11 protein-coding genes are annotated in these 14,517 nt (G+C 72.6%); 4 read left to right on the top strand and 7 right to left on the bottom strand.

What is annotated here, in order from left to right; genetic code table 11:
- Positions 1-49: 49 nt before the first annotated feature.
- The gene (locus ABT061_RS31045) at positions 50-1,807 is read right to left on the bottom strand and encodes a glycosyltransferase (RefSeq protein WP_350924627.1); all 1,758 of its coding nucleotides are present in this window, start codon (positions 1,805-1,807) and stop codon (positions 50-52) included.
- Positions 1,804-2,940: a glycosyltransferase family 2 protein gene (locus ABT061_RS31040; protein WP_350924625.1), complete on the bottom strand. Its 1,137-nt coding sequence runs from the start codon at positions 2,938-2,940 to the stop codon at positions 1,804-1,806. The genes ABT061_RS31045 and ABT061_RS31040 overlap by 4 nt, the downstream gene beginning before the upstream one ends.
- 213 nt (positions 2,941-3,153) lie before the next feature.
- Here ABT061_RS31040 and ABT061_RS31035 point away from each other — a divergent pair, with 213 nt between their 5' ends.
- The 4 genes from ABT061_RS31035 to ABT061_RS31020 are packed head-to-tail and all read left to right on the top strand — an operon-like array spanning position 3,154 to position 9,045.
- Positions 3,154-3,627, top strand: coding sequence for a hypothetical protein (locus tag ABT061_RS31035; RefSeq protein ID WP_350924623.1), 474 nt, complete (start codon positions 3,154-3,156; stop codon positions 3,625-3,627).
- Positions 3,624-5,321, top strand: a complete 1,698-nt coding sequence (locus tag ABT061_RS31030) for a glycosyltransferase (RefSeq protein ID WP_350924621.1) — start codon at positions 3,624-3,626, stop codon at positions 5,319-5,321. The genes ABT061_RS31035 and ABT061_RS31030 overlap by 4 nt, the downstream gene beginning before the upstream one ends.
- Positions 5,321-7,243, top strand: coding sequence for a glycosyltransferase (locus tag ABT061_RS31025; RefSeq protein ID WP_350924619.1), 1,923 nt, complete (start codon positions 5,321-5,323; stop codon positions 7,241-7,243). The genes ABT061_RS31030 and ABT061_RS31025 overlap by 1 nt, the downstream gene beginning before the upstream one ends.
- Entirely contained in the window at positions 7,240-9,045 is a 1,806-nt protein-coding gene (locus ABT061_RS31020) for a glycosyltransferase (protein WP_350924617.1), read from the top strand. Before ABT061_RS31025 ends, ABT061_RS31020 begins: the two co-directional genes overlap by 4 nt.
- 67 nt (positions 9,046-9,112) lie before the next feature.
- On the opposite strand, the gene ABT061_RS31015 is transcribed toward ABT061_RS31020, so the two are convergent.
- The 5 genes from ABT061_RS31015 to ABT061_RS30995 all read right to left on the bottom strand — a co-directional run bounded on the left by ABT061_RS31015 (position 9,113) and on the right by ABT061_RS30995 (position 14,514).
- Positions 9,113-9,919, bottom strand: a complete 807-nt coding sequence (locus tag ABT061_RS31015) for a polysaccharide deacetylase family protein (RefSeq protein WP_350924615.1) — start codon at positions 9,917-9,919, stop codon at positions 9,113-9,115.
- A 206-nt stretch (positions 9,920-10,125) separates the two neighbouring features.
- On the bottom strand, positions 10,126-11,418 hold the full coding sequence (locus ABT061_RS31010) for a homoserine dehydrogenase (protein ID WP_350924613.1): 1,293 nt from the start codon (positions 11,416-11,418) through the stop codon (positions 10,126-10,128).
- A gap of 60 nt (positions 11,419-11,478) precedes the next feature.
- On the bottom strand, positions 11,479-12,861 hold the full coding sequence (gene lysA, locus ABT061_RS31005) for a diaminopimelate decarboxylase (RefSeq protein WP_350924611.1): 1,383 nt from the start codon (positions 12,859-12,861) through the stop codon (positions 11,479-11,481).
- Positions 12,862-13,001: 140 nt separating this feature from the next.
- A complete protein-coding gene (locus tag ABT061_RS31000; protein WP_350924609.1) occupies positions 13,002-13,814 on the bottom strand; it encodes a neutral zinc metallopeptidase in 813 nt (270 codons plus the stop codon).
- A 43-nt stretch (positions 13,815-13,857) separates the two neighbouring features.
- The gene (locus tag ABT061_RS30995) at positions 13,858-14,514 is read right to left on the bottom strand and encodes a DALR anticodon-binding domain-containing protein (protein WP_350924608.1); all 657 of its coding nucleotides are present in this window, start codon (positions 14,512-14,514) and stop codon (positions 13,858-13,860) included.
- Positions 14,515-14,517 lie beyond the last annotated feature (3 nt).

The raw sequence follows: 14,517 nt of genomic DNA, 5'->3' as shown, positions 1-14,517 counted from the left end.
CCGCGCGAGCGGGCGTCCGCGGGGGGGGAGAGAGACCGGTGCGGGAAGGTCAGCGGCGGCGGGTGATGGCCCGTTTGACCGAGGAGAGCAGCCCGTACTGGACGACCTTCCTGGCGGCGGCCAGTTCCTTGCGCAGGGTGCCGACCTCGCGCCGCAGCTCGACCGCGCTTTTTCGCCAGCGGCCCGCCTCGTCACGCCATTTGGTCACCTGACCGCGGAGCCGCTCGTTCTCCCTGGTGAGACGGGCCACCTGGGCCTCGGCCTCGATCCTGGCCCGGTGGGCACCCCGGCGGCCGACGATGGGGCGGGCCTCGGACGCGAACCCGTAGGTCTCGCCGTCCACCCAGATCACGCCGAAGGTGTCCTCCACGGCGTCGTCGAGGTCCTCTCCCTCCTCCAGCACGATCGCGGCACGCCCGAACGCGGCGGCGCGCTCCAGCCGCGCCGCGACGATCATCCGCTCCGAGCCCGCTCCGGGCCCGCCGGCCGCACCGCCGTCACCGTCCTGTCCCCCCTCGGCCAGCAGCACCGAGACCAGGCCGTAGCCGTCGTCCCCGGCCAGGTCGAGCAGGCGGGCCAGGGTGTCGTCACCGGGCACCCACCCGGCGGGCAGCCTGAGCCGGTAGGGGGCGGCGGTGCCACCGGCGCGGGGCTGCCGGGAGTCCTCGGACGGGACGGAGGTGACAGCGGAGGTGACGGAGGCCTCGTCGACGAAGCGGACCCTGGCCTCGTGGGCGTAGTGGCCGCGGATCAGCACCAGGTCCAGGTCCGGATCCTTCAGCGGGGCGCGCCCCTCCGTGCCGATGCGGTCCCACGGGCCGGTGAGGGTGACCGCGACGTCGGGCAGGGTACCCGCGAGGACGGCGTCGACCGTGGCGCGGACCTCGTCGTAGGAGTATCCGGGACCTTCCCGCCCCGTCCTGCCCCCGGGCTCGACGACCACCTCCAGGTACGGCACCTTCCACTGCCTGCTCGGATGGGAGCGGAGCCAGCGGTAGGAGGGGATCCGGTCGGCCACGAACGCGTGGCTGACCCGGTCGATCGGGGCCTTGCCGCGCATGCGCATGGTCGGGCCCAGATGGAAGGCGCGCGACAGCGGCTCGGGGACGAAGACGGCACCCGCCTGGGCGAGCCGGTAGCCCATCTCGGTGTCCTGGCCGAGGATCAGGTCGGTGTCCATCGGCCCGGCGGCGGCGAGCAGCTCGGCGTTGACCGAGGTCGCGCCGCCGACGTGCAGGCTGAACGCGCGGTGCGGGTTGGCGGTGAGGCCGTCGGTGCGCTCGACGAGGTCGACCAGCCAGGCATGCGGCTCGGCGGGCTCGAAGAGCTTGGCCAGGTCGTCGGCGGCGGCCACCACCTCGGGAGCGGGCAACCGGGCCGGAGTGAAGCGCAGGTAACCGGTGACCGCCAGGTACGGGGCGGCATGGTGCCAGCGCATGTGCGCCTCGACCGACCTGCGGTCGAGAACCACGTCGGAGTCGAGCCAGTGGATCACGTCACCGGTGGCGGCCGACAGACCGGCGTTGCGGGCGTGGGCCCGGCCGGGGATCGGGCAGACGATCAGGCTGGTGCCCTCCGGACGGAGTTCGGGCAGGCGCAGCGGCGGACTGCTGCCGTTGTCGACCACGATGACCTCGGTCAGCGCGGCCGGGTAGGTTTGCACGGCCAGCCCGGCGAGTGCCAGGTCGAGTTTCTCCTGGTCACCGTAGGCGGGAATGACGACGCTCACCCGGAGCGAGGGCGTCCAGGCCCCCAGGGCGGGCGGCGTGAGGCTCCGGTAGTCGTTACCGGCTATCCGTGCTGTCATCGCGCTTCCAGGATCAGACTCGGGCGGAAACCGCGCCACTGGTTCGACGCGACGCGCAGGAAGTGGGCCAGGGAGAGCCGCCAGGTGTGCTCGGCACCGACCGAACGCCGCAGCACATAACCCAGGCCGTGGGTGCGGTAGATGCGCGCCCCCGCGGCGTGCGCGGCCTTCAGCAACCCGGCGTCGACGCCCCGGGGCAGCGGGGGGAAGCCGCCCGCGTCCCTGAAGGTGCCGGCGGGGAGCAGGATCGTGCCCCCGGCGACGTGCTCGGACCAGACCTCGCTGGTGTAGTCGGTACGGCGGATCGTGGCGTTCAGCGGCTCCAGGTAGAAGAACTCGGCCGCGGTGCCGACGATGTCCGCCCCGGAGTAGGCGCGGGCGAGCAGCAGGTCGGCCAGATGCTCGGGGCCGTACCAGTCATCGTCGTCCCACTTGGCCAGATAGTCGCCCGCCGCCCTGGAGGCGGCCAGGTTGAGCACCTCCCCGAAGGGGGTCTCCCCTTCGGCCTCGACCACCGTGACGGGCAGGGTGCACCCGCGCAGCGCCCGCCTGACCTCCTCGTGCGCGGCGGGGACGCCGTGCAGGCCGAGCAGGACCTCGACCCGTACCCGGCGCTGCCCGGCGATCTGGCCGAGCGCGGCGCCCAGCAGGTGCGGTCGCATGCTGGACATCACGACGCTGACCGTGGGCGGCGTCTCCGCCCGGCCTGTCCCCATCCGGTCGCGGAGCCCGTGGCGGCGTAGTCGCACGCTGTGCTCCTCCCTGCGCAGGGCGGTCACCGATCGGAGACCTGAGCCGTCGTCCTCCTCGGGCGCCCAGGCCGCGAGCAGGCGGGCCAGTTCGGGATCCACCCAGTCCGGCGAGACGGCGGCGTGCAGCGGCACCCCGGCCGCGGCCAGACCGGTGACCGCGCCGACCGGGACCTCGGAGGCGGGCCACCGGACGACCAGTCCCCGCAGCGGGCGCAGGCGGGCCGCCTCCTCGGCGTCCGGCCGGTCGCCGAGCGGCGAACCGGCCGCCAGCCAGCCCTCGCCGGTCCAGGACAGCTCGGCCGTCTCCCCGGCCGCCGACCGCAGGAAGCCCGCCGGTGTGGCGAGAAGGGACGGGGGAAGGGAGATCGGCTGCGCGGGCACGACCGAAGGATAGCGAGGCAGGAAGATCCCTTCTCACCACACTTCCCACTTGACCTGTGTGATCACCATTAATCACTCACAGCTGTCACACAGGTCACGGGAACCTTGGAATTTCCCATTTCCAGCCATATTTGCACTTGAAGAGCGGATAGCCTCATTTATCTCCCCATCAATGAACAGGTAATGACAGAGCGGCATGGAAGGTAAGCGCGGATGCCCACGCCCCGAAAACTGACGCTTCTGGCGGCGACCATCGGTCCGGTGGTACTGATCACGCTGACGCTGCTCGCGGGCACCGATGTCATCTCGGCCACGGCGGCCGTCGTGCTCGGCGCGATCGCGACGGTGTTCGCCGTCCAGATGCTGGCGATCGCGACGGTGCGCAGGGTCGACGGCAAGGCCCTGCGGATCGACACCCGCATCAAGCGCTACGAAGCGGAGCTGGCCACGGTCAAGACCGCCACCGAGCGGCTGGACCGGCGGCTGGACGAGATCGTCGAACTGCTCAGGGAGCACGAGCGGAAGCGGGACGAGGACCTGCAGACGATCCTGGTCTCGCTGGGCGAGGATCGGCTGGTCTCCATACCGCAGCGCCAGGAGATGGCGGAGATGGTCAACGACCTGCTGCCGCGACTGGCCGCCGTGGAGGCGCGGACCGAACAGGCCCCCCCGGGGGGAGAGGCGTGAGCGGGGCCGGGGGCGACGACCTGGCCGGCCGGACCGGCGTCCCGCGTGCCAGGGTCAGGCAGAACGACTACGGGCCTCTGCTCCCGCCCGACCTGGGCCGGTGGGAGCCCCGGCTCAGGGTGAGCGTGGTGATCCCGGCCTACGACTGCCAGGACGCTCTGGACCGCACGCTCGCCGCCCTTGCCGCGCAGACCTACCCCGCGCATCTGATGGAGGTGGTCGTGGTCGACGACGGCAGCGACCCGCCGCTGCGCGTCCCCGAGATCACCCCGGCGGGCACCCGCCTCGTCCGGGTACCGGAAGGCCGCTGGGGGCGAGGCTGGGCCCGCCAGACCGGCGCCGAGGCGGCGGCCGGCGACATCCTGCACTGGGTCGACTCCGACATGATCCTCGACCGGGAGCACGTCGAGGCGCACCTGCGCTGGCACCACCTCCTCCCCTACGCCGTCGTGATGGGCGACGTCCGCTTCACCCCCGACGGGACCTGGCCCCGCGCCGGGGAGGTCCTCTCGGCCGTGCAGGCCGGGGACGCGGAGAGACTGTTCGACGGGTCCGCGCCACACGAGTGGCGGGCGGGCGTGCTCAAGGAGACCCGGTGGCTGCGGGACGCGGGCTCCGGGGCCTACCGGCTCCACTCGGGGGCCAGCACATCGGTCCCGGTGGCACTGCTCCGCTCGGCCGGCGGCGTGAACACCGCGTTGAACATGGGCGAGGACACCGATCTCGGCTTCCGTCTCGCGCAGGCGGGCGCGGTCTTCATCCCCGACCCGCAGGCCCGCGGCTGGCACCTCGGCCCGTCCACGGTCATGCTCAGGGAGAAGGAGGTGCACCGGCACAACTGGTCGGTGCTGCCCGACCTCATCCCCGATCTGCGCTGGCTGCGCACCCACCCGCGCAGGACCTGGCTGGTGCCGTACGTGCACGTCGTCGTCGACGTCGGCGGCGCCCGCTACGAGGACGTGCGGGCGAGCGTGGACAGCGCGCTCGCGGGCACCCTCATCGACGTCGCCGTCACCGTGGTCGGGCCCTGGGCTCGGCTCCCCGCCGGGCGCCACCCCTCCCTCGACGAGCCGCTGCTCGATCTGCGTCTGGTGCGCAACCTGTACGCCCATGAGCCACGGGTCCTCTTCGCCGAGGAGGCGCCCTCCGGCTCGGCACCCGCGCCGTTCCGCCTCTCCTTCCCCGCCGGGTGGGCACTCGGCGCCGACAGCCTGGCCGAGCTGGTGAGACTCGCCGAGAGCGAGGGGTACGGGCTGCTGAGCGCGGTGCTCGACGAGGGGGCCACCGGGGTCAGGGCGGCCAGGTTGGAGCGCACCGCCGCCTTCGCCAGGGCGGCGCTGGTGACCGGAGGCACCCCGGACGGTGACATCGACGCTGACACCGACGGTGACATCGACGGTGCCGTCCACGAGCTTTTCGGCTCCCTGTGGGTGAGCGCCGCCGAGTTCGGCGTGACGACCGCCGGGGAGGCGGAGCCCGTCGCCGGGGACCCCGCGAAGTGGCGGGCCGAGAGCACCCGGTGGAAACGCGAGGCGGAACGGCTGCGGGGCGAGGTGGAGAGCCTGCGCGCCGAGACCGAGCGCCTGCGGGCGGAGGCCGGGCACCCGCGGGACGAGCGGCGGCGTGGCCCCCTGAGAGGGATCATCCCGGCGGCCGGGCGGCAGACGGCTCCGCGGCGGGGGAAGAACGGCTGATGTCCCTTCTGATCGATCTCGTCCGCACCGCCGGGGAGCGGAACGGCAAGCGGCGCGTCCTCGTCTACTGCGCGGGCTTCGAGACACTCGGCGAGCTGGAGTCGTACGGGGCGATGGACCTCGACGGCGACCTCGACGGCATTCCGCGCGCGGAGGAGGGCGCCGCGGAGATCCTGGTGCTCGCCCGCACCCCGACGGACCTCCGCAGGGCCGCGAGCCTGCAGTCACTGCTGGCCATGGCCACCCGGGTGGTCGTCGCCGTGGAAGAGACGCCGCACTGGTACACCGCGCCGGTGCCCTCGCCCACTCCCGCCCACCGCTGGCGGTCGCTCGTCGAACTCCGGGTCCACCAGCCGGAGGCGCCCGCCTGGGTGATCGAGGCGCGGTTCTCCAAACCGGCACCCGCCGGGCGGACGCTCGCCGCGACCGCCAGGGCGTTCGCGGGACACCGGATGGACGCCGTCGCCGCGCCCGTCGCCGGTCTGGCCGGCCCCGGAGCGGCCCACTGGCGGCCCGGTGACCCGAACGCGGCCCCGTCCTCACCGAGCGGGCCGGTCCCCGACAGGTTCGGTGCCCGCGGCGCCGACCTGGTCGTGCGCGCGGCCGGCGAGGAGCCGCCGCCCTGGTCCGGCGACGAGAGCCCGGTGGACCGCCCGGTCGCCGAGCTGATGAGCTGGGAGCGGCTCGGCCGCCCCGGCGGCGGCAGGATCCTCCAGGCCGGCCTCGGCGACCTGTCAGAACCCCGGACCGTCCCACCGGTCGACGACCGCTCGGTCAACCCCATGGGCTTCGTCACCGTGCCGTCCCTCGGCACCGCCGATCTGTCCGTGGAGTCCGGCCGCTGGGCGATCACCTGCGGTGGCCGGACCCTCACCGCCTTCGCGGCCTCCGGCGCCGTCACGGACGTGGACGTCAACCGGATCAGGCAGGTCAGAGGGGTACGGGTGGACTGGCGGCGCGGTCACAGCGGCCCGGTGGCCGCGCTCCGCGTCGTCACCGGGCTGGCGGCGGCCGGGGTGCCGCTGGTCTCCGAGGCCGTGCCGCGCTGGGCCGGCGCCCTCGGCCCCGAGCTGGCCAGACTGATCACCTCGGTCGACGAGCCCGCGCTCAAGGACGACCTGGAGCGCGAGGAGCACAGCATCCGGCTGCGCCGCGAGGCGCTGCGCGGCCATGGCGTCCGCGCCCGCTGGGAACAGCTCGGCGCCCCCGCGAGGCCCTCGCCGCCGGTCTCGGTGCTGCTCGCCACCCGCCGCCCGGAGATGGCGGGCTTCGCGCTGGAGCAGCTGGCCAGGCAGCGCGGCGCCGAGTTCGAGGTGATCCTCGCCCTGCACGGCATCCCGGCGACGCATCCCGGCGTGAGCGGGGCGCTGGCCTCCTTCGAGCGGCCGGTCACCGTGTTCGAGGCGAACGAGGAGAGCGTGTTCGGGGCCGTGCTGAACGAGGCCGCGGCCAGGGCGTCGGGATCGTTCCTGCTGAAGATGGACGACGACGACTGGTACGGGCCCGACTTCATCTCCGACCTGCTGCTGGCCCACTCCTACTCGGGGGCCCAGGTGGTGGGCATGGTCCCGGAGTTCGTCTACCTCGCCTCGATCGGGGTGACCGTCCACCGCGAGCAGGTCACCGAGCAGATCACCAACTTCATCGCCGGAGGGACCATCTTCGCCGAACGCTCCGCCTTCGAGGCCGTGGGCGGCTTCCGTCCCCTGCCCGGCACGATCGACGCCCAGTTCCAGCACGCCGTACAGGCCGCGGGCGGGCAGATCTACCGCACCCAGGGCCTGGGCTACATCCTGCGGCGCGGCAACGTCGCCAACCACACCTGGCGTGAGCCGATCGGCACGTTCCTGCGCCGGAACAAGCGCCAGTGGCGCGGCTTCCGGCCCAGCGCGCTCATGGAACTCCCCCCGGAGGCACCGTGAACGCGCCGCGCACACCGTGGGTCCCGGTCGGGGAGCCCGTTGACGCACCGGACGCGCCGCCGGTTCCGGTCGTCCATGCCGCCGTCCATGCCGCCGCGCCGCGGATTCCCGGCAACGACTACGGGGTGCTGCCGGCGCCCGTCCTCGGCGCGTGGGAGCCGCGCCTGCCGGTGAGCGTGGTGATCCCCGCCCGGGGAGGGCAGGACAGGCTGGATCTCACCCTGGCCGCGCTCGCCGCGCAGACCTACCCCGCGCACCTCCTTGAGGTGATCGTCGTCGACGACGGCAGCGCGCCCCCGCTCCGGCTCCCCGAGATCGCCCCCGAACGCACCCGGATCGTCCCCGGCGCCCCCGGCCGCCGAGGCATCGCCTGGGCCCTGGAGACCGGCACCGCCGTCGCGGACGGCGAGGTGATCCACCGGATGGACGCCGACATCGTCTCCTACCGGGAGCACGTCGAGGCGCACATGCGCTGGCACCACCTGGCCGGCTACCTGGTGGTGCTGGGGACGCTGCGCTTCACCGCCATGACGGGCACCCCGCCCACCCCTGCCGAGGTCCAGATCGCCGTCGCCAAGGACAAGGCGGACTCCCTCTTCATCGAGGACCCCGAGCACGGGCACGACTGGATCGTCGAGCTCGTCGCCGCGCACCGCGGCTTCCGCGGCGCGCCCAGCTCGCTGCTGCACCGTGTCCACGTGGGCGCGACGGTCTCACTGCCGGCCGCCCTGCTGAAGGAGGCCGGAGGGCTGGACACCTCCCTGCGGCTCGGCGAGGACACCGAGCTGGGCTACCGGCTCACCCAGACGGGCGCGGTGTTCGTCCCCGACGCCGAGGCGCTGAGCTGGCACCTGGGCACGACGACCGCCATGCGCAGGCCCGCGGACGTCAGGCGGCACAACGACCCGTTCATCGCCGACCGGGTCCCCTACCGGCGCCACCTGCGCACCGACGCGGGCCGGCAGTGGCTGGTCCCCTACGTCGACGTCGTGGTGGACGCCCGAGGCGCCTCCTTCGAGGACGTCAGGGCGAGCGTCGACGGGGCACTGGCCAGCAGCCTGCCCGACGTGCACGTCACCCTGGCCGGGCCGTGGGCGTCGCCTGCGGGCGAGCGCCATGAACCGGTGGGCGGGCCGCTGGACGACCCGCTGCTCGACCTGCGGCTGCTGCGCGGCCAGTACGCCCACGACGGCCGCGTCTCCTTCGTCGAACGGGTCCCGCCGACCTCGGCTCCCGCACCGTTCCGGCTCGTCTGCCCGGCCGGGTGGGTACCCGGGACGGAGTCGCTGGCCATGCTGGTCGAGCGGGCGGAGCAGGACGACGAGGGCCTGCTGCTCGTGGCGCTGGACGAGGACGAGTCAGGCGTTCTGGCCGCCCGTCTGGAGCGGACCTCCGCCGTGGCGAGGGCCAGGCGGGTGGCCCGCGAGGGCGAGTCGCTCGACGACGTGATCGCCGAACTGCACGGCGCGACCTGGCTGGACGCGGAGTCCTGGCGGCTGCGGCCGGCGGCGCACGCCTACCCCTACTGGGCCACGAACCGCAACCGGGAGGCCGTGCGCTGGCGCGCGGCGGCCGAGTCGCGGGCGCGGGAGGCCGAACGGGCCCAGCGGCAGATCGCCGCGCTCAAGGCCGAGCTCAAGGAGTTGCGCGCGGCGGCCGCCAAGGGCCGCCGCGACACCGTCAGGTGGAAGGAGAAGGCCGAACAGCGCCGCCTGGAGGCCGTCGCCCTGCGCCAGGCCCGGCAACGCTCCCTGCTCGGCCGCGCCGCCCGCGGCCTCCGCAGGCTCACCGAGGGCTCCTGACGGCCTTCCGGTGCCCCGGCCCTACGGACCCGCGGGGATCGCGGAGAGGCCCCGAAGGGCCCGTTCCTCAGCCGGGCACGGGGCGGTAGCGGGCACCGACGGCACTCTGCAGCGTCTTCACGACGGTGCCGCGGGACTTGCGCGCCGCCAGCCAGTCAAGGAAGGGGTTCAGCCGTTCGGGAGCCACCGAGTAGAGTCCGCAGCGGTCGCAGACCCGGTGGAACACCAGCGGAACCAGGCCGCCACCGCTCTTCTCCGCGTTGAGCACCTGCTGTTTCATGTGTCGCAGCAGGGTGTCCTCGCGGACGGAGCTTGGCGTGCGGATCTCGTAGCGGTCTTTCGGGCGTGTGGTCTCGCTCGCCGGGCAGCCGGGGCACTTCCACTCCCTGAGCCCGCCGACCGAGCGGGCCGCGTCGTAGCCGCACCGCCTCGCCACCGCCTTGGCGTCGGAGTCGACCGCGCCGAACGGGTAGGCGAGGGTGGCCGGCCGGTACCCCCACGCCACCAGCCTCCTGCGGTCGTCGCAGATCTGCCCCTCCTGCTCGCTCTGGGTGAGCTCGGTGAGGCGGACGTGGGTCAGCGTGTGACCGCCGATCTCGTGGCCCTTCCCGGCTATCGCGGCGAGGTGGCGACGGGTCAGCTTGAGCTCGCCGCCGATGGTGTCGGTGTTGATGTAGAACGTTCCACGCATGCCGCGTTTCTCCAGCATGCGGGCCACGGCCAGGTGCGTGGAGTCACCGTCGTCGAAGGTGAGCGAGACGACGGTCTCCACCTTCTTGGCGGGTTTCGCGGTCTTCGCCTGACCGATCTGTCCCGGCGCCATCGCGATGGCCAGCGCCGCGGAGAACACGGCCACCCGACGAAAGATCTTCATGGTGGTCCCTCCCCTGGAACAGCAAATAAAGCGTAAAAAAACACCATATAAGCCTATAGAGACCGCCGATTTAGCCGTTATCAAATACCCAGGAACCTGATACCGGCCCGGCATGACACCGCCCGGTGCGTCCTCCGCGAAGAGCTTCGCGGAGGACGCACCGGGCGGTGCGAATCACCGGTGTCCCGGGAGCGGAGGTCACCGCGCTACGGGGTGTCCTCGCCCTCCACCCGCATGACGCTCACCACGTCGCGGACGATGTCCAGCTCGCGCAGGCCCTCGATGGTGGCCGAGAGCGCGGCGTCGCTGGCCCGGTGGGTGACCAGCACGAGCTGGGCATCCGCGCCGTGGCCCTCCTGACGGACGGTCTGGATGGAGACGTCCTGCTTGGCGAACATGTCGGCGACCCTGGCGAGCACGCCGGGCTTGTCGGCGACGTCCAGCGAGACGTGGTAGCGCGTGACGGTCTCGCCCATCGGGTGCACGGTCAGGTCCGCGTAGGTGGACTCCTCCGAGCCCCGGGTGCTCGCCAGCACGTTGCGGGCCACGGCCACGATGTCGCCCAGCACCGCGCTCGCGGTCGGTGCGCCGCCGGCGCCCGCGCCGTAGAACATGAGCTGGCCGGCGGACTGCGCCTCGACGAACACGGCGTTGTACGCCTCGCGAACCCCCGCCAGCGGATGCGTCCTGGGGATCATCGCCGGATGCACCCGTACGCCGAACGACCTGCCGTCCTCCGAGCGGGCACAGATCGCCAGCAGCTTGATGACGTAGCCCATGGCCTTGGCGCTGGCCACGTCCGTCGCCGTGATCTCGGTGATGCCCTCGCGGTGCACGTCGGCGGCCGTCACCCGGCTGTGGAAGGCGATCCCGGCGAGGATCGCGGCCTTGGCCGCGGCGTCGAAGCCCTCCACGTCGGCGGTGGGGTCCGCCTCGGCGTAGCCCAGTGCCTGGGCCTCCCCCAGCGCGTCGGAGAACGAGGCCCCGGTGGAGTCCATCTTGTCGAGGATGTAGTTGGTGGTGCCGTTGACGATGCCGAGCACACGGTGGACGTGATCCCCGGCGAGCGACTCGCGCAACGGGCGGACCAGCGGGATCGCGCCCGCGACGGCGGCCTCGAAGTAGAGGTCGGCGTTGCCGGCCCTGGCCGCGGCGTGGACCGTCGCGCCGTCCTCGGCGAGCAGCGCCTTGTTGGCCGTGACGACGGACTTGCCGCCGTTCAGCGCGGCCAGGATGAGTGCCCTGGCCGGCTCGATTCCGCCGATCACCTCGATGACGATGTCGATGTCGTCCCGGGTGACCAGGGCCTCGGCGTCGGTGGTGAGCAGGGCGGGGTCCACGTCGGCGTCCCGTCTGCGGCCCAGGCGCCGCACGGCGACCCCGGCGAGCTCCAGCGGTGCCCCGATGCGTGCGGTGAGGTCGTCGGCCTGCTCGTGCAGGAGCCTGACCACCTGGGAGCCGACGACCCCGCATCCCAGAAGTGCGACTTTCAGCGCCATACGATCACGCCCCCCTCTCGCCCACGCCACGCGCGGGTTTCTCGTCCGCTCCCGGTCGTTTCACAGCTGTCCTCTCAGCAGGTCGTCCTCGGTCTCCCTGCGGACGATCACGCGGGACACCCCGTCCTTGACCGCGACCACGGCGGGCTTGGGGAGGTAGTTGTAGTTGTTGGCGAGCGAGCGGCAGTAGGCGCCGGTGCCCGCGACGGCGACCAGATCGCCGGGGGCCAGGTCTCCGGGGAGCCACAGGTCGCGCACGACGATGTCGCCGCTCTCGCAGTGCTTGCCGACCATCCGGGAGAGCATCGGCTCCGCGGCGCTCTCCCGGGAGGCCAGGCGCGCGGTGTACTCGGCCCCGTAGAGGGCGGTGCGGAGGTTGTCGCTCATGCCGCCGTCGACGCTGACGTAGGTGCGCAGCCCCTCGACGTCCTTGATCGTGCCGACCTCGTAGAGCGTCACCCCGGCGAGCCCGGCGATGCCCCTGCCGGGTTCGACGGTGAGCTTGGGCACCGGCAGCCCGGCGGTCCTGGCCACCTTGCTGACGATCTCCCGCAGACTGTCGGCGATCTCCTTGACATCGAGCGCGATGTCACCGTCGACGTAGGGGATGCCGTAGCCGCCACCGAGGTCGAGCTCGGGCAGCACGACGTCGTGCTCGTTCTTGATCTGCACCAGGAGCTTGGCCAGGCGGCCCGCGGCCACCTCGAACCCCGCGGTGTCGGTGATCTGGGAACCGATGTGGGAGTGCAGGCCGACGAGTTCCAGCTGGGGCAGGGCGAGGATCCGCCTGGCCGCCTCCGCCGCCGCGCCGGAGCTCAGCGAGAAGCCGAACTTCTGGTCGTCGTGGGCGGTCGCGATGAACTCGTGGGTGTGGGCCTCGACGCCCACGGTGACCCGGATCATCACCCGGGGGCGCCTGCCGTGCTTGTCGGCGAGGAAGCCCAGACGGGCGATCTCCTCGAAGGAGTCGGCCACGATGTGCCCGACACCGGCCTCGACGGCCCTCTCCAGCTCGGCGTACGACTTGTTGTTGCCGTGCATGGTGATCCGCTCGGGCGGGAAGCCGACGCTGAGCGCGACGGCGAGCTCACCGGCGCTGCACACGTCGAGGCCGAGGCCCTCCTGCATGATCCAGCGGGCGACCTCGCGGCACAGGAACGCCTTGCCCGCGTAGTGGACCTCGCCCCCGGAGAACGCGCCGGCGTAGTCGCGGCAGCGGGAACGGAAATCCTCCTCGTCCACCACGTAGAGCGGGGTGCCGTGCTCGGCGACCAGGTCCCTGACGTCCACGCCGCCGATCGTGATCGAGCCGTCGGCTCGGTCCGACGTTCGCGGCCAGATGGTCGGGTCAAGCATGTTCAGGTCGGCGGGTGCGTGCGGAGGGCGCTCCTCGGGCAGCACTTCGGCATGCCGGTCACCGGCGGGATGGGCGAATCGACTCACCCGATCGAGGCTATCGGACCCGGTGATCCCCCTGAGACGATTGCCCACCTATCGAGACGCGATCGCCCTCGAACACGCGAACTTTTTACGTTATTGACCACTTTGGCGACATATTTTAATGTCGCGTCGCGACAGGATCCTCAGGAGACCCGTTCGGCGGGAGCGCCCCAGGTGTTGCAGGACGCCACCGTGCCGCCCTCCTGGCCGCGCCGCATCCACTCGGCGCTGCTGGCGCCCGAGCCGTGCGACTGCCGGTAGCCCGCCTCCGCGCCGTCCTCGGCGCCGGAATCGTGCCCGGCGAAGCCGCGCAGGCTCTCCAGCCGGCGCGGCGTGGCGATGCGCAACGTCGCCGCCGCCAGGCAGTCCGCCTGGAGTTCGAGCCGCCGCGACCACGCCTCGTCGAAGGCCTCGGAACCCCTCTGGTCGGCGATCCCGCTGACCTCCTGAACGTGATGGGCGTACTCGTGGGCGAGCGTGAACATCATCGGGAAGGCCGGTTCGTCCTCGACCAGCACGTTGACGACGCGGGAGTCGGGACAGTAGATCCCGGCCCAGTCGTAGTCGTCGATCCCGCACGCGGCCGCCTCGGGGACGGCGATCAGCCGCACCTCCTCCGGCGGCGCGTAGTCGATGCCCGCCCTCGCCAGGGTGTCCGCCCACATCCGGTCCAGGCATCCGGCGAGGGCCTTCAGCGACGTGCGGGCGTCGGCGTCGAGGTTTCCCGGGAGCGTGCCGCAGCGGGCGTCGATCGGCCCCGTCTCCTCGTACAGGCGGTGCGTCGCCGCGGCCGAGCGGGGCGAGCCCGGCGCGGTTCCGAGGAGTTCGCGCAGGTCGCCTCCCAGATAGGCGAGCCCGCCGAGGATCACCGCGAAGGCGAGCAGCATCGGCAGCACCCGTCGGATCATCCCGGGGCGGCGTGGCTCGTACGCCTCCCAGTCGCGGGGACCGCCCATTCGCCGCTCTCCTGATCTTTTTGATCTTCTTTGAGAGGGTCTATCACAACCTGTCGGGGGCCGTCTCGCCAAGCGCCGCCAGCGCCTCGGCCAGCACGTCCCGTACCGCCCGCGCCAGGCGTACGCGGGCGGTGTGCAGCTCCGACGGCTCCTCGTCACCGGCGGGAAGCGGGGCGGCCCCCTCGAAGGCGTCGTGGTAGGCCAGGGCCAGGTGCTCGGCGTAGGCGGCCCACCCGGGATCCCGGCTCACCCGCCTGCCGTGCACCTCGGCCAGCGACCTGAGCACCGCCCGGTCCCTGCGGTCGTCGAGCAGTTCGGGCCTGAAGGCCCCGCCGACGCCCAGCTCCACCGCCCAGCGCTGCACGGCGACCGCCCGTACGTGCGCGTACCTGACGACGAACCCGGGGTTGGCCCACGTCCTGGGGAGGTCGTCCCACGGGGACGTGCCCGTGACGGGTGGAACGGGCCCGCCGATCTCCGTGACGAGCTCGCCGGGCACGGACACCACGATCTCCAGGAAACCGCCGGCCGGCACCCGGACGGCCGCGATGCCCGGCAGCGCGCGAAGCCGGTCGGCCATCCGCTCCGGATCCTCTCCCCGGCGCAGCGCGGCCGGGGAGACGTAGATCGCCTCCTCGGCCCACGTCCCCTTGGGGATCGGCGGCAGGCCGAGGACCTCACCGAGCGCGCCTGGCCTCATCTG

Source organism: Streptosporangium sp. NPDC002544, assembly GCF_040295965.1.
Lineage (GTDB): Bacteria > Actinomycetota > Actinomycetes > Streptosporangiales > Streptosporangiaceae > Streptosporangium.
The sequence above is the reverse complement of the archived record's forward strand: the minus strand, read 5'-3'. Positions and strand labels throughout refer to the sequence as shown.